This is a genomic window from Methylobacterium sp. AC433, from assembly GCF_979253015.1.
Genome location: NZ_CEEDBN010000011.1, coordinates 103,100 through 119,608 on the forward strand (window position 1 = coordinate 103,100; position 16,509 = coordinate 119,608).

Annotated in this window: 19 protein-coding genes and 2 tRNA genes; 15 read left to right on the forward strand and 6 right to left on the reverse strand. The window is 71.0% G+C overall.

The annotated features are described in order from the left end of the window. Positions 1–14 precede the first annotated feature (14 nt). Positions 15–437, forward strand: coding sequence for a nucleoside-diphosphate kinase (gene ndk / locus AC0IWM_RS15990; RefSeq protein ID WP_471756585.1), 423 nt, complete (start codon positions 15–17; stop codon positions 435–437). A 134-nt stretch (positions 438–571) separates the two neighbouring features. Then, complete coding sequence (locus AC0IWM_RS15995) at positions 572–949, forward strand: hypothetical protein (protein WP_471756587.1); 378 nt, start codon at positions 572–574, stop codon at positions 947–949. 23 nt (positions 950–972) lie between these two features. Here AC0IWM_RS15995 and AC0IWM_RS16000 read toward each other — a convergent pair whose 3' ends face one another. Then, positions 973–2,136, reverse strand: coding sequence for an AI-2E family transporter (locus AC0IWM_RS16000; protein WP_471756589.1), 1,164 nt, complete (start codon positions 2,134–2,136; stop codon positions 973–975). Between the two features lie 297 nt (positions 2,137–2,433). Here AC0IWM_RS16000 and AC0IWM_RS16005 point away from each other — a divergent pair, with 297 nt between their 5' ends. From AC0IWM_RS16005 to AC0IWM_RS16045, 9 genes are all read left to right on the forward strand, one after another. Continuing rightward, positions 2,434–2,736, forward strand: a complete 303-nt coding sequence (locus tag AC0IWM_RS16005) for an acyl carrier protein (RefSeq protein ID WP_055949487.1) — start codon at positions 2,434–2,436, stop codon at positions 2,734–2,736. A gap of 76 nt (positions 2,737–2,812) precedes the next feature. Further along, on the forward strand, positions 2,813–3,283 hold the full coding sequence (locus tag AC0IWM_RS16010; protein WP_471756591.1) for a 3-hydroxyacyl-ACP dehydratase FabZ family protein: 471 nt from the start codon (positions 2,813–2,815) through the stop codon (positions 3,281–3,283). Between the two features lie 57 nt (positions 3,284–3,340). After that, positions 3,341–4,480 (forward strand): beta-ketoacyl-ACP synthase, encoded by a 1,140-nt coding sequence (locus tag AC0IWM_RS16015; RefSeq protein WP_471756593.1) that lies wholly within the window; start codon positions 3,341–3,343, stop codon positions 4,478–4,480. Positions 4,481–4,544: 64 nt separating this feature from the next. Next, positions 4,545–5,858, forward strand: coding sequence for a beta-ketoacyl-ACP synthase (locus AC0IWM_RS16020; RefSeq protein ID WP_471756595.1), 1,314 nt, complete (start codon positions 4,545–4,547; stop codon positions 5,856–5,858). After that, positions 5,855–6,634: an SDR family NAD(P)-dependent oxidoreductase gene (locus tag AC0IWM_RS16025; RefSeq protein ID WP_471756597.1), complete on the forward strand. Its 780-nt coding sequence runs from the start codon at positions 5,855–5,857 to the stop codon at positions 6,632–6,634. Before AC0IWM_RS16020 ends, AC0IWM_RS16025 begins: the two co-directional genes overlap by 4 nt. A gap of 58 nt (positions 6,635–6,692) precedes the next feature. Then, a complete protein-coding gene (locus AC0IWM_RS16030) occupies positions 6,693–6,971 on the forward strand; it encodes an SH3 domain-containing protein (protein ID WP_471756708.1) in 279 nt (92 codons plus the stop codon). A gap of 109 nt (positions 6,972–7,080) precedes the next feature. Further along, positions 7,081–8,103, forward strand: coding sequence for a zinc-binding dehydrogenase (locus AC0IWM_RS16035; RefSeq protein WP_471756599.1), 1,023 nt, complete (start codon positions 7,081–7,083; stop codon positions 8,101–8,103). Positions 8,104–8,195: 92 nt separating this feature from the next. After that, positions 8,196–9,224: a lipid A biosynthesis lauroyl acyltransferase gene (locus AC0IWM_RS16040; RefSeq protein ID WP_471756601.1), complete on the forward strand. Its 1,029-nt coding sequence runs from the start codon at positions 8,196–8,198 to the stop codon at positions 9,222–9,224. 4 nt (positions 9,225–9,228) lie between these two features. Next, complete coding sequence (locus tag AC0IWM_RS16045; protein ID WP_471756603.1) at positions 9,229–10,002, forward strand: DUF1223 domain-containing protein; 774 nt, start codon at positions 9,229–9,231, stop codon at positions 10,000–10,002. Positions 10,003–10,117: 115 nt separating this feature from the next. On the opposite strand, the gene AC0IWM_RS16050 is transcribed toward AC0IWM_RS16045, so the two are convergent. The 5 genes from AC0IWM_RS16050 to AC0IWM_RS16070 all read right to left on the reverse strand — a co-directional run bounded on the left by AC0IWM_RS16050 (position 10,118) and on the right by AC0IWM_RS16070 (position 14,936). Next, positions 10,118–10,993 carry an outer membrane protein gene (locus tag AC0IWM_RS16050; RefSeq protein WP_471756605.1) on the reverse strand — a complete coding sequence of 292 codons (876 nt, stop codon included), beginning with the start codon at positions 10,991–10,993 and terminating at the stop codon, positions 10,118–10,120. A gap of 380 nt (positions 10,994–11,373) precedes the next feature. After that, complete coding sequence (locus tag AC0IWM_RS16055) at positions 11,374–12,669, reverse strand: aminopeptidase (RefSeq protein ID WP_471756607.1); 1,296 nt, start codon at positions 12,667–12,669, stop codon at positions 11,374–11,376. A gap of 108 nt (positions 12,670–12,777) precedes the next feature. Further along, on the reverse strand, positions 12,778–13,071 hold the full coding sequence (locus AC0IWM_RS16060; RefSeq protein WP_471756608.1) for a DUF2218 domain-containing protein: 294 nt from the start codon (positions 13,069–13,071) through the stop codon (positions 12,778–12,780). Positions 13,072–13,305: 234 nt separating this feature from the next. After that, on the reverse strand, positions 13,306–14,787 hold the full coding sequence (locus AC0IWM_RS16065) for an FAD-binding oxidoreductase (RefSeq protein ID WP_471756610.1): 1,482 nt from the start codon (positions 14,785–14,787) through the stop codon (positions 13,306–13,308). Beyond that, entirely contained in the window at positions 14,784–14,936 is a 153-nt protein-coding gene (locus tag AC0IWM_RS16070) for a hypothetical protein (RefSeq protein WP_471756612.1), read from the reverse strand. The genes AC0IWM_RS16065 and AC0IWM_RS16070 overlap by 4 nt, the downstream gene beginning before the upstream one ends. Between AC0IWM_RS16070 and AC0IWM_RS16075 the strand changes: the two genes are divergently transcribed. From AC0IWM_RS16075 to AC0IWM_RS16090, 4 genes are all read left to right on the forward strand, one after another. Beyond that, positions 14,935–15,633 (forward strand): fumarylacetoacetate hydrolase family protein, encoded by a 699-nt coding sequence (locus tag AC0IWM_RS16075; protein ID WP_471756614.1) that lies wholly within the window; start codon positions 14,935–14,937, stop codon positions 15,631–15,633. The two genes, AC0IWM_RS16070 and AC0IWM_RS16075, sit on opposite strands and share 2 nt — an antisense overlap. Positions 15,634–15,638: 5 nt before the next feature. Beyond that, positions 15,639–16,115 (forward strand): NUDIX domain-containing protein, encoded by a 477-nt coding sequence (locus tag AC0IWM_RS16080; RefSeq protein WP_471756616.1) that lies wholly within the window; start codon positions 15,639–15,641, stop codon positions 16,113–16,115. A 137-nt stretch (positions 16,116–16,252) separates the two neighbouring features. Further along, positions 16,253–16,327 (forward strand) — tRNA-Gly (locus tag AC0IWM_RS16085). A gap of 110 nt (positions 16,328–16,437) precedes the next feature. Then, a tRNA-Gly gene (locus tag AC0IWM_RS16090) sits at positions 16,438–16,509 on the forward strand.

Consider the following 16,509-nt stretch of genomic DNA (forward strand, 5'->3'; position numbering starts at 1 on the left):
CAACCGGACGGACCATGGCCAGCGAGCGCACCTTCTCCATCCTCAAGCCCGACGCGACGAAGCGGAACCTGACCGGAGCGGTCAATGCCGTGATCGAGAAGGCGGGCCTGCGCATCGTCGGCCAGCGCCGCATCCAGATGAGCCGCGCCCAGGCCGAGAAGTTCTACGAGATCCACAAGGAGCGCCCGTTCTTCGGCGAGCTCGTGGAATTCATGACCTCCGGGCCGGTCGTCGTGCAGGTGCTCGAGGGCGAGAACGCCGTCGCCAAGTACCGCGAAGTGATGGGCGCCACCAACCCGGCCAACGCCGACGAGGGCACCATCCGCAAGACCTTCTCCGAGTCGGTCGGCGAGAACACCGTGCACGGCTCCGACAGCCTCGAGAACGCCAAGGCCGAGACCGCCCAGTTCTTCCAGGATTCAGACATCGTCGGCTGAATCCCTCGGTGCGCCGGAGCCTCCCGGAGGCTTCGGCGTTTGCCGTTCCAGTGTGGCTCCGGCGCCCTTGCGCGGCGGAGGCACGGACGTGAAACCGGTTCGTTCCCGAATCGCTTTCACGGACCCATCATTCCATGCGCTCCATCGCCCCGCGCACCGGCCGGCTCCTGCTCGCCGCCGGCCTGCTCTCGCTCGTCGCCGCCTGCAACGCCAACAAGTCCGGACCCACCGCGTCGCTCGAAGGCTACACGCCCGATCCGGCGCTGAAGACGGCCTCCGCCGGCAACCTGACGGGCCGCGTGCGCCACGCCTGCACCGTCACCCAGGCCCGCCTGCAGAACGTCTCCGAAGTCTCCCTCGCGCGCCCCTGCGGCTGCTACGCGAACCAGACGCTCGCGAGCCTCGACAAGGGCGAACTCGATGCCTACCGCAGCACCGGCTACTTCAACGATTCCGCCCGTGCCAAGGCCCTGAACGCCCTCGACAGCTGCAAGCTGCCGCGCCCGGCGTAAGGCGCGGCCCCTGACCCCGGGCCTCAGGCCCGGGGTGCCTCGGCGGGCTCGGCCTGCGTGAAGTCCCGCCAGAGCAGGATCAGCGCGGACATCACCGCCGGGCCGAGGAACAGGCCGAGGAGGCCGAAGGTCTCGACGCCGCCCAGGATGCCGAGCAGCACCCAGAGGAAGGGCAGGCGGGTCGTGCCGCCGATCAGCGCCGGACGCACGAAGTGGTCCGCCACGAAGGTGACGACGAAGCCCGCCACCACCACGACCACCGCCGACACCACCGCGCCGTTGGCGAGCAGGATCGCGGCCGCGATGCCGAAGACCAGCGGCGCCCCGAACGGGATCATCGCCGCCACCGCGGTCAGCGCACCGAGCAGCACGGGGTGCGGCACGCCGGCGAGGTAGTAGACGATCCCCAGGAGCACGCCCTCGCCGAGGCCGACCAGGACGAGCCCGTCCACGGTGCCGTGGACCGAGGCCACCATCTGCCGCGCCACCTGCTCGCCCCGCGGGCCGAACAGCCTCGCGCTGGCGGTGAGCACCTGCGCGGCCACCGCGCGGCCGTCCCGGAACAGGAAGAACAGCGCCACCAGGGTGAAGCCGAACAGCACGACGCGCCGGACGATCTGCGCGCCGAGGCTACGGGTCACCCCGATCACCGAGGAATTGTCGAAGCGGTGCAGGAGCTCCGAGCCGGCGGCGGGGTGACTCAGGTTCTCCGCCCACCAGGCCTGGGCCTGCGCCGCGCCGAAGGGGAGATGGCCGAGGATGTCCGGCACCGGGATGCCGGACTTCTCGAAGGAGCGCGCCCAGGCGACCACGTCGTGGGCCTCTCGCGCCGCCTGCACCCCCAGCACCACGAGGGGGATCAGGAAGACCAGGGCCACCGCAGCAGTGAACAGGAGGGGCAGCAGGATGTTGTGCCGGCCCGGCGGCCAGCGCCGCTCGGCGCGGGCGTAGAGCGGCCCGAGGGCGATCGCCAGGATCACCGCCCAGACCAGGGCCGGGATGAAGTGGTGCAGCACCCAGATCCCGAGCCCCGCGAGAGCGACAACCAGGGCGAGCCGGGCCAGGCTCTGCGCCGGGCCCGGCAGCGGGTGCGCGCCCGCACGCGTCGGACGGTCGGGGGCCGGGCGCGGGTCGGGGCCGCCCGCGGGCGGCGCTCCGGCCGGCGTCACGGAGGGAAGATGTGCCATCGTCTCGCTCGACCTCTTGGGGACCGCCCGCGGCGGCACGTCCTGCCCGTGCATCTAGTCCATCGTCGCGGGATCGGAATGGAGGCGACGGCCCGATCGCGACGCCGTGATGGCCAAGGTTGCCCCTCCTACACCCCTCGTGTAAGGGACCGCCTTCACTGTCCAGGGCGGCAGCAGCGCCGGCCCACGGGGCATGCTGCGCGACCGGGGGCACCGGGCACCATGCGCCGGATCGCTCCGGCCCCCGATCGGCACGGGCCGAATCCGGTGGGATACCCAGTCACACGGCGAGAACGCATGTCCGACCAGACCCACACCGCAACCTTCGACCGCGTCGCGGACATCATCGCCGACACCGCCGACATCCCGCGCGATACGATCACGCCCGAGAGCCACGCCATCGACGATCTCGGGATCGATTCGCTCGCCTTCCTCGACATCGCCTTCGCGGTGGACAAGGCCTTCGGCATCAAGCTCCCCCTCGAGCGTTGGACCCAGGAGGTCAACGAGGGCAAGGTGCCGGCCGAGGAGTACTTCGTCCTGAAGAACCTCTGCGCCCGCATCGACGCCCTGGTGGCCGAGAAGGCCGCCAAGGCCTGAGCCCGATCCGCCCGGGCCCTCTCGGCACCGGCGCGGCCCCTTCGAAACACCCGCCCGCACGGGACCTTAGGACGCCATGCGCCTCGAATATTTCGAGATGATCGACGCCGTGACCCAGTTCGACCGGGAGGCCGGCCGGATCGAGGCCCTGGCCCGCGTGCCGATGGAGAGCCCGGTCTTCGAGGGGCACTTCCCCGATCACCCGCTGGTGCCGGGCGTGCTGCTCACCGAGACCATGGCGCAGGCCTCGGGCTACCTCGTGCTCGCCCATCTGGGGTTTCGGCAGATGCCGTTCCTGATGGGCGTCGACAAGGCGCGATTCCGCTCGTTCGTCGGCCCGGGCGCCGAGTTGCAGATCGAGGCGAGCCTCGAACATGACGGCTCGGGCTACGCGGTGACCAAGGCGGCGATCCGCCACGACGGCAAGCCGCTGGCCAATGCCGAACTGCGCTTCCGCACCATGCCGTTCCCGGCCGGCCTCGACGCGCCCATGCGCGAGCGGGCGCGCAGGATCGGGCTGTTCGATCTCGCGGGCGAGCCCGCATGACCGGGCCGGCCCGCGACCGTGCCGACGTGAGTGTCATGAGATGAGCGACGGGGTGAGATGAGCATTTCGCGCGACGTCGTCGTCACCGGCATCGGCCTGGTCTCCTGCGCGGGCGAGGGCATCGCGGCCCATCTCGCGGCCTTCGAAGCGGGTACGCCGGCGCGCACCGACACAGAGACCTTCGCGCCCTACACGGTGCATCCGGTCGCGCCGCTCGCCTTCGACGGACAGATCCCGAAGAAATCCGACCAGCGTCAGATGGAGCCCTGGCAGCGCCTCGGCGTTTATGCCGCCGGCCTCGCCCTCGAGTCCGCCGGGGTGAAGGGCGATGCCGACCTCAAGGGCCGCATGCACCTCGTGGTCTCGGCCGGCGGCGGCGAGCGCGACACGGCGGTGGACGGCGCGATACTCACGGGCCTGCGCGAGGCCGCCGATCCGGGCGCCTATCTCAACGAGCACCTGCAGAACGACCTGCGCCCGACCCTCTTCCTGGCCCAGCTCTCGAACCTGCTCGCCGGCAATATCGGGATCGTCCACGGGGTCACCGGCGCCTCGCGCACCTTCATGGGCGAGGAGGCCGCCGGCACCGACGCCCTGCGCATCGCCCAGGCGCGGATCGCCTCAGGCCAGGTGGACTGCATGCTGGTGGGCGGCTCCTACAGCGCCGAGCGCCCGGACGTCATGGTGATCCACGAGATGGGCGGCTACCTGCGCGCCCGCGACTTCCGCCCGGTCTTCGACCGCAGCCCGGAGGACGAGGCCGGCTTCATCCTCGGCAGCGCTGCCGCCTTCCTGGTGCTGGAAGCCGCCGAGCACGCCGCCGCGCGCGGGGCGCGGGCCCTCGCCCGTCTCGGCCCGGTGGGCAGCGACCGAACGAAGCGCATACCGGGCAGCACCGAGGCCAGCCTTGCCGCCCTCTGGGCGGCGACGGGCGTCGAGGCTCCGGAAGTGATTCTCGCCGGGGCCACCGGCGTCGCCCCGATCACGGCCGAGGAAGGCGCTGCCCTGGCACGCCTCGCGCCGGGCGTGGCCGTGACGGCCCTGGGCGATCTCACCGGCCACTCCCTCGAGACGGTGGCGCCCTTCGGCGCAGCCCTGGCGGCAGCGCTCGTCGCCGAGCGGGGCCTGCACGAGGTGGCGGTGACGGTGGTGGGCCACCGCAGGGGCGAGGGCGTGATTCGGGTGACGGCGGCCTGACCCGGGACGACCCCCGGGCTCCGGCAGCGGCGAAAAGAGTGCGAAAAGAGTGTAAGACGGCGCAATGACGAACGAACCTCTCCGTGACGCCAGAGTCCGGGACGACAAGGTCCGAGACGCGAAGGGCCGGCCCCTGGTGGCGGTCACCGGCCTCGGCATCGTCACTTCCCTGGGGCAGGGACAGGCCGACAACTGGACCGCGCTGACGGCAGGCCGGTCCGGCATTCACGCCATCCGGCGCTTCCCCACGGAGGGCCTGCGCACCCGCATCGCCGGCACCGTCGATTTCCTCGACACCGACCCGCTCGTGGCGCCGGCCCTGTCGCAGCGCTTCGCCGAGGCCGCCGCCGACGAGGCGATCGCGCAATCGGGCATCGGCCGCCCCGGCGACTTTCCCGGTGCCCTGTTCATCGCCGTGCCTCCGGTGGAGATCGAGTGGCCGCAGCGCCAGGCCCTGGCCGAGGCCTCCGGCCAGAACGGTCCGATCACCTACACCGACCTGCAGCGCGCCGCCGCGAGCCGGCGCTTCGACCCCTGGCACGACCTGTTCATCTTCGGCACGGTGGCCGATCACATCGCCGACCGCTTCGGCACCAAGGGCTCGCCGATCTCGCTCTCCACCGCCTGCTCGTCCGGCGCCACCGCGATCCAGCTCGGCGTCGAGGCCATCCGGCGCGGCGAGGTCACCGCCGCCCTCTGCATCGGCACCGACGGCTCGGTGAACCCGGAATCCCTGATCCGCTTCTCGCTGCTCTCGGCCCTCTCCACGCAGAACGACCCGCCGGAGGCCGCCTCGAAGCCCTTCTCGAAGAACCGCGACGGCTTCGTCATGGGCGAGGGCGCGGGCGCTCTCGTGCTCGAGGACGCCGCGGCGGCGCGCGCCCGCGGCGCGAAGATCCTCGGCTACGTGCTCGGGTGCGGCGAGAAGGGCGACGGCTTCCACCGCACCCGGTCGAGCCCCGACGGCGCTCCCGGCATCGCGGCCATCCGCGCCGCCCTGGAGGACGCCGACACCGCCCCCGATGCCATCGACACCGTGAACGCCCATGGCACCTCGACCCCGGAGAACGACAAGATGGAGGCGATGAGCTGCGCCGCCGTGTTCGGCGACCGCATCCGCGCCCTGCCGGTCTCGTCCAACAAATCGATGATCGGGCACACCCTCACGGCCGCCGGTGCGGTCGAGGCGGTGATCTCGCTCCTCACCATCGCACACGGCCGCATCCCGCCGACCATCAACTACGCGGTGCCCGACCCCGCCATCCCCCTCGACATCGTGGCCGAGGCCCGCGACGTGCCTGTGCGGCGGGTGCTGTCGAACTCCTTCGGCTTCGGCGGCCAGAACACCTGCCTCGTGCTGGCGGACGAGCCGGCATGAGGACGGACAGCAACACGGAGCCCAACCGCCGCGTCCTCGTCACCGGCGGCACTTCCGGCCTCGGCGCGGCGATCGTGCGGGCGCTGGTCGCCGCCGGCCACGACGTCGCCTTCACCTACCGCTCCTCCGCCGAGGCCGCCGAGGGGCTGGTCGGGGAGCTCTCGGCGGCCCATCCCGGCCGCACGATCACCGCGCAGGCCCTCGACCTCGCCGACCGCACCGCCGTCGAGGCGTTCTGCGAGGAACTCGAGGCCGGCGACGGCTTCCACGGCTTCGTCCACAATGCCGGCCAGTCCTACGACGCCTTGGCGGCGATGCTGGACCAGGACCGGGCCGAGGCCGCCATGCAGGTGAACTTCTGGTCGCTGACGCGCCTGGCCAAGTCCCTGGTCCGGGACATGACCCGCGCGCGCGCGGGACGCATCGTCGCCATCGGCTCGGTGGCGGCCCTGCGGGCCAATCCGGGCAACGCCGCCTACGCCGCCACCAAGGGCGCCCTCATCGCCTATTGCCGCACTCTGGCGGTGGAATCGGCCAAGCGCGGCGTCACCGTCAACGTGATCGCGCCGGGCTTCATCGATACCGGGATGATGGCCCCCTACGCCGCCTACCGCGCCAGCATGGAGCGCCAGATCCCCGCCGGCCGCTTCGCCCGGCCGGAGGACGTCGCCGCCCTCGCGGCCTTCCTGATGGGCGAGGGTGCCGCCTACATCACCGGCGCGGTGCTGCCCGTCGACGGTGGCCTCACCGCGATGATGGGCGTCCACCGCTCCTGAGGGCGAGCCTGCCATGTCCCTGGGCTTGATGTCCCCGCGCTCGATGTCCCCGCGCCTCATGCTCCCGGTCTCCGTCGCGCTGGCCCTCGTGATCCTCGCCGCCGGCCCGACCGCTGCGGCCGAGGCGTTCCGCGTTGATGGCCTTCCGCGCGGCGAGTCCCTGAGCATCCGCGAGACGCCCGACGCCGCCGCGCCCGCCCTCGGGCAGGCCCCGGTGGGCGCCCGCCTGCGCGGCTTCGGCTGCACCGCCGAGACCCCGAGCGGGCTGACCTGGTGCCGGGTCAAGGCCGGCCCCATCCTCGGCTGGGCCCGACGGCGCTACCTGTCGCCGGAGTGACGCCGACCCCACGGGTTGATGCCTCGTCCCGCGAAGGCTAGCGAGAGGCGCATGAACGCCCGGCCCTCGCGGGGGCATCCGCGGCGCCCCGCGAACAGAAGCGAGCCCCATGCAATCCCTCCAGCTCCACGGTGACCGCGACCTGCGCCTCGAGGATGTCGCGGAACCGGCCGCACCCGGCCCCGGCGAGGTCCAGATCCGCGTGCGTGCGGTCGGCCTCAATTTCATCGACGTGTGGGGCTTCCGCGGCATGGCCTTCGCCAAGCGCAAGCTGCCGCTCGCGGTCGGGGCCGAGGCCTCGGGCGAGATCGTCTGCGTCGGCGAGGGCGTCGAAGGCTTGGCCGAGGGCGACCGGGTGGCGATGTACGGCGCCCAGACCTGCGGCCGGTGCAAGGCCTGCCGTGAGGGCCGCGACAACCTCTGCGAGGACGTCTCCGGAGTGATGGGCTTCCACATCGACGGCTTCGCCCGCGAGCGGGTGACCATGCCGGCGCGCCTCGGCATCAAGATCCCGGACGGCGTCAGCTTCACCGATGCGGCCTGCGCCCCGGTGGCCTTCGGCACCGTGCAGCACATGCTGTTCGACAATGCCCGCCTGGAGCCGGGCGAGAGCATCCTCGTCCATGCCGGCGGCTCCGGCATCGGCACCGCGGCGATCAAGATGGCCAAGGCCATCGGCTGCACCGTGTTCACCACGGTGGGCGACGACGCCAAGGGCGAGAAAGCCAAGGCGCTCGGCGCCGACCACGTCATCAACTACCGCGAGGAGCGCTTCGAGGGCGAGGTCCGGCGGCTGACCAAGCGCAAGGGCGTCGACGTGGTGTTCGAGCATGTCGGACCCGATACCTGGAACGGCTCGCTCCTGTGCCTGAAGCGCGGCGGGCGCCTCGTCACCTGCGGCTCCACCTCGGGCGTCTCGACCACCATGAACCTGATGCAGCTGTTCCAGCAGCAGTACCGCATCACCGGCTCGTTCGGCTGCTCGATGGTTAACATCCGCGATGCGATGGGCAAGATGGCCCAGGGCATCACGCCGGTGATCGACACGGTCCTGCCGCTCGCCGATTTCGCGCAGGGGCTCGAGCGGCTGGAATCGCGGAAGGTGTTCGGCAAGATCCTCGTGACGCTCTGAGTTGCAGCGCACACGGGTGCCCACCCGCGTAAAAATGAATTATGCCAGGAACCAGGGTCGTCGCCGGAACGTCCCGCGTCACGGGATTCGTTTTGCTTCGCCTCGCCCTCGTCCTGAAGCGCAACCTGCCACGCCTCGCCGGGCTCGCGATGATTCCCCTGATCCGGGGCCTGTTCTGGCTGGCGCGAAGCCTCGGGGCCGAGCGTGCGAGCCGGCTCGGCGGCCGGATCGTCCGGACGATCGGCCCCTTCCTGCCCGCCCACCGCACCGCGATGGCGAACCTGCGCGCCGCGTTTCCGGAGCGCGACGAGGCCGCAATCCGCGCCCTCGCCCTGGAGGCTTGGGACAATCTCGGACGTACCGGCGCGGAATACGCCCATCTCCACACTCTGATCGACATCGACCCGGCCGATCTCACGGCCAGCCGGCGCATCACGGTCGCGGGCGAGAGCCACTTTGCCGATCTGCGCGATGACGGCAAGCCGGGCCTGATCTTCTCGGCCCATCTGGCGAACTGGGAATTGCCGGCGATCTGCGCGGCCCGCTTCGGCCTCGACGCCACCGCGATCTTCCGCCCCCCCAACGATGCGGCCTCCGCCCGCCTGGTGCAGGAGGTCCGGCGCCAGACCATGGGCGGCCTGGCGGCGGCGGGGCAGGGCGCGGTCTTCGCCATGCAGGGCGTGGTCGAGCGCGGCGGCCATCTCGGCCAGCTCATCGACCAGCACTTCACCCGCGGCGTCGTGGTGGAGTTCTTCGGCAAGCCCGTCCTGGTCAACCCGCTGCTCGGCAAGCTCGCCCGCCATTACGAATGCCCCCTCCACGGCGCGCGGGTGGTCCGGCGCGACGGGTCGGGCTTCCACCTCGAGCTGACCCCACCTCTCGACCTGCCCCGCGATGCCTCCGGCGCCATCGACGTCCAGGGCGCGATGCAGGCGATGACGCGGGTGATCGAGGGATGGATCCGCGAGAATCCCGGGCAATGGCTCTGGATGCACCGGCGCTGGCGCCCCGCGATGCTGCCGAAGCCGAAACCGGCCCAGACACCGGGGCCGGACGCGGCAGGGCCGGGCGGGAATCGAGCGACCGTGATGACCGGGAATGGCCGGGCGACGGTATCCTGATCCCATGAGCCGCGTCGCCACGCCCCTCCCGCGCCGGACCGCCGGCCTGTGCCTTGCCCTGCTCCTCGCGGGCGGCGTCCTGGCGGCGGGTGCGGCCCAGGTCCGGGCCGGGGAGCGTACCCCGGTGGTGATCGAGCTCTACACCAGCCAGGGCTGCGCCGCCTGTCAGCCGGCATCGCGGGTACTCGCCGAGTTCGCCCGCGAACCCGGGATCATCGCCCTGACCTTCCCGATCACCTACTGGGACTATCTCGGCTGGAAAGATGTCTACGCCCAGCCCGCCTTCACGGCGCGGCAGCGGGCCTACGCGTCCCTGCGCGGCGAGCGGCAGGTCTTCACGCCCCAGGCCATCGTCAACGGCGAGCCCTCGATGATCCGCTCGGACCGCAACTCCCTGGAGCGGGCGCTGCGTCGCGCCCGGGCGGGCAGCCCGGTCCAGGTCCCGGTCCGGAGCTGGGAGGAGGGCGACCGGATCTGCATCGACGTCGCCGCGAGCTCCGTGGCGGACGCCAAGGCCGAGCTCTGGCTGCTGCCGGTGATGCGCCGCCGCCGGATCGCCATCGGCGGTGGCGAGAACAAGGGCCAAGTCTTCGATTACATCAACGTCGTGCGCGGGATGCACCGGATCGGTCCCTGGACGGGACATGCATCCCATTTCGAAGTGCCGCGTCACGCGGCCCAGGTCGCCGACGCCGATTCCTACGTGGTCGTCCTGCAGGGCGGCAGCGAGGGACGCCCCACCCGCATCCTCGGCGCCGCGAAGGGGCCGGGCTTCTGAGGCTCTCCGTCGGGTGCCGCAGAGCCCCGGGATCGCTCCCGGGGCTCCGTTTGACTGAGCGGCCAGTCTGATCGGGCTGGGGATGCTCAGGCCAAAGGCGGGTTCGGCCGACGGATCAGTACGTGCCGAACTTGTAGTTGAGTCCGGCGCGGACGACGGCGAAGTCGTCGGAGCGGCGGCTGGTGTAGCCCGTCGCGGCTGCATAACTCGTGCCGGAGACGCTGTACTGGGCTCCGGTGGAGTTCGAGTAAGCGAACACGCCGTTGGTGCTGTTGCGGTCGAGGCTGACGTAGAGGCCCTCGACCTTCACGGTCACCGCAGAGGACTTGAAGAAGTTCAGGAACGAGTCCGTGGGCAGGGCGTACTCAATGCCGCCGCCGGCGGCCCAGCCGGTGCGGAACGTGTCGCTGGTGCTGTTGGGCAGGCCGAAGCTGGAGCCGCCCCCGCCGCCATAGGCGAAGCCGCCGGTGCCGTAGACCAGGGTGCGGTCGAAGGCGTAGCCGAGGCGGCCGCGCACGGTGCCGAAGTAATCGAGGTTCGACAGGCCGTTCGGGTTGACGAAGGTCAGGTCGGCATTGGGCGTGCCGACGAAGGACGCCGTGTTCCGATTGGTGCCGAAGCCGAGATACTGCGCATCTGCCTCGATGCCGACGACGAAGCCGGAGCCAGGGGTGAACTGATAGTTGTAGCCGATCTGGCCACCACCGGTGAAGCCGTCGTTGGCGTTGCGGTTGCTGAAGGCGACGAGGCCCGGCGCGGCGCCGTTGGCGATGATGCCCGAAGCGGCCGTGGTGCCGATGACGGTGGCGCCGCTGCTGCTATTGGCATCGAAGCCGTAGCCGGCGTTCAGACCCGCGTAGAACCCGGTCCAGGTGAAGACCGGGACCGCCGTGAAGACGGGCGGCGCCACGCGGCGCGGAAGGTCGGCGGCGGAAGCCGCTCCGGCGAGCAGCGCGGCCATCGGGCCGGCCAGAAGTAGGGTCTTGGTCATGAGATCCTCGTTGTCTCCCACGGGAGATCGCGAGCCCGGACGATGGGTCCGATCCGCCGGCCGACGCAGGTCGTCCGTCCCGGACGGCACATGCATGCGCCCGGACGGCATCGGGATAGGCCGCTTCGATCGCCGCGTGCGTGCGCCGGCAAACGCGGAGCGCAGTGATCGAACGGTCCCCAGAATGCGGGACTCGGAAGCGGGTTCGGAGCATCTGCCCGTCGGGGCGGCTGCAGGTCCGTGGCCGGTGCGACCACGGCCCGACCATGCGTGGGAAATTTGCCCACGTCAATCCGACGATCAGGTTCGGCGTGCGCCCGCACACGATGGGCGAACGCACGCCGATCGAAGTCAGACCCGATCGGGCGGGTAGGGCCGGCTCAGGCGACCCATTCCCCGGCCCGCATCACCGGGACCGCCCGGCCTTCGGCGGAGAGGCCGTCGACGTCGATCCGGTCCGATCCGATCATCCAGTCGATGTGGATGAGGCTGCGGTTGGCCCCACGCGCCGCGAGGTCGTCCTCGCTGAAATCCACGCCGCCTTTGCGGAAGCACTTGCTGTAGGCCTGACCTAGGGCGATGTGGCTCGCGGCGTTCTCGTCGTAGAGGGTGTTGTAGAACAGGAGGCCCGAGGCGGAGATCGCTGAGGAGGCCGGCACCAGGGCGACCTCGCCGAGGCGGCGCGCGCCCTCATCGGTCTCCAGCACCTTGGCGAGCACGTCGCCGCCGGTGCGGGCGGTGGCCTCGACGATGCGCCCCTCCTCGAAGCGCACCTTGATGCCGTCGATCAGGGTGCCCTGGTAGGAGAGCGGCTTGGTGCTGGTGACGGTGCCGTCCACCCGGTCCTTGTGGGGGGTGGTGAACACTTCCTCGGTGGGGATGTTGGCGTTGCACACGATGCCGCTGCGCGAGGCCGAGGCGCCGCCGCACCATTCGTGGTCGTCGGCGAGGCCCACCGTGAGGTCGGTGCCGGGCCCGAAGAAGCGCAGGGCCGCGAAGCGATGGGTGTTGAGCGCCGTCATCCGGGCATGCAGCGCGGCGTTGTGCGCCTCCCAGGCCGCCACCGGATCGGGGCCGTCGACTCGCGAGGCCGCGAAGATCGCATCCCACAGGCGTGACACCGCCTCGGCCTCCGGCAGATCCGGGAACACCGTGCGCGCCCAGGGTGCCGTCGCCGCCGAGACGATCGTCCAGTTGGTGGAGAAGTTGGCGATGAGTTCGAGGGCCGGCACGTAGGCCTTGGACCGAGCCCGGTTGGCACGGGCCACCTTGGCCGAATCCTGGCCGGCGAGGAGGGAGGGATCGTCGCCCGCGATGGCGAGCCGGGCCGCGCCGTTGCGATAGGCCTCGGCCATCCCGCTGTAGAGCCAGCCGGCGGCGGTGTCGAAGGCCGCATCGGGGGCGTAGGCGAACCGCGCCAGGGTGGCGGCGTCGTCCGCATAGAAGGTGGTCACCAGGGAAGCGCCGGCCTTGTAGGCCTGCTCGGTGATCAGCCGAGCCAGCGGCACCGTCTCGAGCGGGGCGGTGATCACGAGTTCCTGGCCGGGCTGGAGGCCCAGGCCGACTTTCACGGCGACCTCGGCCAGGCGCTGCAGGCGCTCGGCATGCTGAGATCCCAGTGGCTGCGCGGCCCCGGTCGGTGTGGACCCAGCGGTTGTCTGCGCGATCCCGTCCATGCCTGTCTCCCGATGCTGCCTTCAGCGACGTGCGCTCAAGATCAGGTCTCGGGACGGCAGGTCAACCCTCGGTGGGCGCGGGCGGGACGGGTCGGCCGTGGCGGCGGTTCAGGCGGCGCGGGACCAGGTGATCTCGCCGAGGTTCTCGCGGAAAGCGAAGCGCAGGAGATGGTCGGAAACCACGTTCTCGAGCCGCGTCAGGGCAGCCGGGTCGGGGGTCGCGACCCGCATCAGTAACGCGTCAGGACCGGCCTCGAAGGTGCAGACCCGGTCCCCGCCGAAGGGCACGCGGCCGGCATCCTCGGTGGCTTCCACCGGGAACTTGTGGCTCCAATGGCGGCAGAGCTGCTTGAGGTAGCGGCTTGCCTCGGCCGTCGGGACTCTCGCCTGGGAAGTCGGCATCGAACGTGTCTCCTGCTCGGTCTTCGATCGCGACGTATGATCTGCTCTCTCTTTAAGAGAGGCCGGAAGGGTTAAGACCGGGCTAACCCACCGCACTGCAACCAGCCGTCCATCGTGGTCTCGCAACCTCTTCCGCCCGCAGCAGCGCCGATTTGTGGCGCATTGCCGTCCACAATCTGGCAAGGCTTTGTGCGCCGCACAACACCAATCCATGCGATCCACATGCGGTTCCGACTAAAATTTTGTTGAGCCTTCCAAAAAGCCGGATGACACCGGCCCGGGCGCGACCTCCGCCTGCGGAGCCTCATCCGAAAGAACCTTGCCGGGGTTCAGGATGTTGCCCGGGTCGAGGGCGGCCTTGAGGCTGCGCATCAGGTCGAGGGCGACGGGGTCGGCGTAGCGCGCCAGTTCCGCGCGCTTGCGCAGGCCGACGCCGTGCTCGGCCGCGATCGAGCCGTCGAGCGCCGCGACGATGTCGTGGACGATCCGGTTGAAGCGCTCCCAGGCGGCCAGGAAGGCGGCGGGGTCCATGCCCGGGGGCTGGCTCAGGTTGAAGTGGATGTTGCCGTCGCCGAAATGGCCGAAGGCGCAGACGCGCAGGCCGGGCATCTCCGCCTCGCAGGCCTGCGTCGCCCGGGCGAGGAACGCGGGCAGGCGGGAAAGCGGCACCGAGACGTCGTGCTTGATCGAGGCGCCTTCGGCCTTCTGCACCTCCGACAGGCTCTCGCGCAGGTCCCAGAAGGCGTTCGCCTGCGCCTCGCTCGCCGCCAGGGCGGCGTCGCCGAGGAACCCCTGGTCCTGGGCCCGGGCGAGGAGCGCCTCCAGCAACGCGCCGGCATCCTCGCCGGGGCGGTGGGTCGAGAGTTCCACCAGGGCGTAGGCCGCGTGCGACCCGGCCAGCGGCCGGCGCGCCCCGGCCCGGTGGCGCAGGACGATCTCCAGGCCGAAGGGCGCGATGTACTCGAAGGCGGTCAGGGCCGGGCCGGCCTCGGCCCGCAGGCTTCCGAACAACGCGAGGGCGGCCTCCACCGAGGTGAGCCCGACGAAGGCCACGGATCGCGAGGTCGGCCGGGGGTAGAGCTTCAGCACCGCCGCCGTGATCAGGCCGAGGGTTCCTTCCGAGCCGAGGAACAGGTGCTTGAGGTCGTAGCCGGCATTGTCCTTGCGCAGTCCCTTCAGCCCGTTCCAGATCCGGCCGTCGGCCAGCACCACCTCGAGGCCGAGGACGAGGTCGCGGGCATTGCCGTAGGCGAGCACCGCCGTTCCGCCCGCGTTGGTGGAGAGATTGCCGCCGATCCGGCACGATCCCTCCGAGGCCAGCGAGAGCGGAAACAGCATCCCGGCGGCCGCAGCGGCAGCCTGCACGTCGGCCAGCACCATTCCGGCCTCCACCGTGATGCTGGCATTGACGGGATCGAGCGCGCGCAGCCGGTTCAGCCGCGCCAGGGAGAGGACGATGCCCCCCTGCGGCAAGCCGCCCCCGACATGGCCGGTATTCCCGCCCTGGGCCACCACGGGCACCCCCGCCTCGGCGCAGGCGCGCACCACGAAGGCGACCGCCTCCGTGTCTGCGGGCCGCACCACCGCCAAAGCATGGCCGCGCTGCAGGCCGCGGGTCTCGGCGAGGTAGGGCGCGAGGTCGGCCGGGTTCGTCAGGACGTGGTCGGCGCCGAGATGCGCTGCGAGTTGCGCCAGCAGGCGGGAAGGGTCGGTCACCACGGGTCTCGCAACGGCAGGCCGCGGGCGGCGGCGGGATGGCGCGGCCGGGCCTCGTGCCTATGATAGGGATGGCGCGGCGTCCTGTGCAGGGCGAGCGACGGGGCGCCGCGCCGCATCGGCCGAGAGACGAGGTTGGAGAGACCCATGCTGTCCGTGATCCCGAACCCGCCCCGCACCGCCTTGCCGATCGTCGGCAGCGACGATTTCTTTCCGGTCCGGCGGGTCTACTGCGTCGGCCGCAACTACGCCGCGCACGCCCGCGAGATGGGCAAGGATCCCGACCGCGAGCCGCCGTTCTTCTTCATGAAGCCCGCCGACACCCTGCAGATCGTGACCGGCGACGCGGCGCTCGACCATCCCTATCCACCGCGCACCGAGAACTACCATTTCGAGGTCGAAATGGTGGCGGCTCTCGGGCTGGGCGGCCGCGACATCCCCGAGGCCTCCGCCCTGGACCACGTCTACGGCTACGCCGTCGGCCTCGACATGACCCGGCGCGACGTGCAGGACGAGGCCAAGCGCCTGGCGCGGCCCTGGGACCTCGCCAAGTCCGCCGACGCCTCGGCGCCGATCGGGCCGCTCCATTCGGCCTCGGCCATCGGCCATCCGGTGCGGGGCGCCATCACCCTGGCGGTGGATGCGGCCGAACGGCAGCGCGGCGATCTCTCCGAGATGATCTGGTCGATCCCCGAGCAGGTCGCGCTCCTGTCGACCTATTTCGAGCTGCATCCGGGCGACCTCATCTTCACCGGCACGCCCTCGGGCGTCGGCGCGGTCCGGCGCGGGGAGACGATGACGGCCGCCATCGACGGACTCGGCGCCATCCACCTGCGCGTCGTCTGAGCCGCATGCTCCTCCAGAAGCCCTGGATGCGGCGCCTGATCCACTACGGCGCCCTGGCCACGCGCGGCATGACGCTGGGCGTTCGGGGTGTCGCCATCGACGGGGAGGGGCGGGTCTGCCTCGTGCGCCACACCTACGTGCCGGGCTGGCACCTGCCGGGGGGCGGCATCGAGGCGGGCGAGAGCGCGGTGACGGCGATGGTCCGGGAGTTCCGCGAGGAGGCCGAGATCGTGGTCGATCTCGGCCGTCCGATGCGGCTACACGGCTTCTACCACAACCTCTCGGCGGTCGGCCGCGACCACGTCGCCCTCTATGTGGCCGCCGGCTTCTCGGTGCTGGCCCCGAAGCGCCCCGACCGCGAGATCGCGGCCTGCGGCTTCTTCCCGCTGGATGCGCTGCCGGCCGAAACCACCACCGCCACCCGGGCTCGCCTGCGCGAGATCCGCGAAGGCCTGGCCCCGGCCGCGCAGTGGCAGCCGTGAGCAGCCGGCATGACGCCGGCAAACGGTCCCGGTCTTCCGCGCTTGGATTCAGCGCTTGCAACGCCCGGCGGAATGGTGTTTAGAGACGCCGTCCGGGGCCGCCGGCGGGTTCTTTCCCATCAGCGGCGCGGTTGTGAGCGGGTGTAGCTCAGGGGTAGAGCACAACCTTGCCAAGGTTGGGGTCGAGGGTTCGAATCCCTTCGCCCGCTCCAATTTACCGAACGAGACGACCGGAGCGACAGCCGCTGAGAGGCGGCTTTTTGCTTCGTTGAGACGACGAACCGTCTCGGCACGAGGGTCCCCTCGGCCATGACGGGTGTGAGCGGGTGTAGCTCAGGGGTAGAGCACAACCTTGCCAAGGTTGGGGTCGAGGGTTCGAATCCCTTCGCCCGCT

Coding starts and splice junctions, on each gene's coding strand:
- AC0IWM_RS16015 (WP_471756593.1), top strand. CDS start 3,341: ATGAGCATTTCGCGCGACGTCGTCGTCACCGGCATCGGCCTGGTCTCC.
- AC0IWM_RS16020 (WP_471756595.1), top strand. CDS start 4,545: ATGACGAACGAACCTCTCCGTGACGCCAGAGTCCGGGACGACAAGGTC.
- AC0IWM_RS16070 (WP_471756612.1), bottom strand. CDS start 14,936: ATGGGTCTCTCCAACCTCGTCTCTCGGCCGATGCGGCGCGGCGCCCCG.
- AC0IWM_RS16025 (WP_471756597.1), top strand. CDS start 5,855: ATGAGGACGGACAGCAACACGGAGCCCAACCGCCGCGTCCTCGTCACC.
- AC0IWM_RS16000 (WP_471756589.1), bottom strand. CDS start 2,136: ATGGCACATCTTCCCTCCGTGACGCCGGCCGGAGCGCCGCCCGCGGGC.
- AC0IWM_RS16080 (WP_471756616.1), top strand. CDS start 15,639: ATGCTCCTCCAGAAGCCCTGGATGCGGCGCCTGATCCACTACGGCGCC.
- AC0IWM_RS16050 (WP_471756605.1), bottom strand. CDS start 10,993: ATGACCAAGACCCTACTTCTGGCCGGCCCGATGGCCGCGCTGCTCGCC.
- AC0IWM_RS16045 (WP_471756603.1), top strand. CDS start 9,229: ATGAGCCGCGTCGCCACGCCCCTCCCGCGCCGGACCGCCGGCCTGTGC.
- ndk (WP_471756585.1), top strand. CDS start 15: ATGGCCAGCGAGCGCACCTTCTCCATCCTCAAGCCCGACGCGACGAAG.
- AC0IWM_RS16060 (WP_471756608.1), bottom strand. CDS start 13,071: ATGCCGACTTCCCAGGCGAGAGTCCCGACGGCCGAGGCAAGCCGCTAC.
- AC0IWM_RS16055 (WP_471756607.1), bottom strand. CDS start 12,669: ATGGACGGGATCGCGCAGACAACCGCTGGGTCCACACCGACCGGGGCC.
- AC0IWM_RS16005 (WP_055949487.1), top strand. CDS start 2,434: ATGTCCGACCAGACCCACACCGCAACCTTCGACCGCGTCGCGGACATC.
- AC0IWM_RS16075 (WP_471756614.1), top strand. CDS start 14,935: ATGCTGTCCGTGATCCCGAACCCGCCCCGCACCGCCTTGCCGATCGTC.
- AC0IWM_RS16030 (WP_471756708.1), top strand. CDS start 6,693: ATGCTCCCGGTCTCCGTCGCGCTGGCCCTCGTGATCCTCGCCGCCGGC.
- AC0IWM_RS15995 (WP_471756587.1), top strand. CDS start 572: ATGCGCTCCATCGCCCCGCGCACCGGCCGGCTCCTGCTCGCCGCCGGC.
- AC0IWM_RS16010 (WP_471756591.1), top strand. CDS start 2,813: ATGCGCCTCGAATATTTCGAGATGATCGACGCCGTGACCCAGTTCGAC.
- AC0IWM_RS16035 (WP_471756599.1), top strand. CDS start 7,081: ATGCAATCCCTCCAGCTCCACGGTGACCGCGACCTGCGCCTCGAGGAT.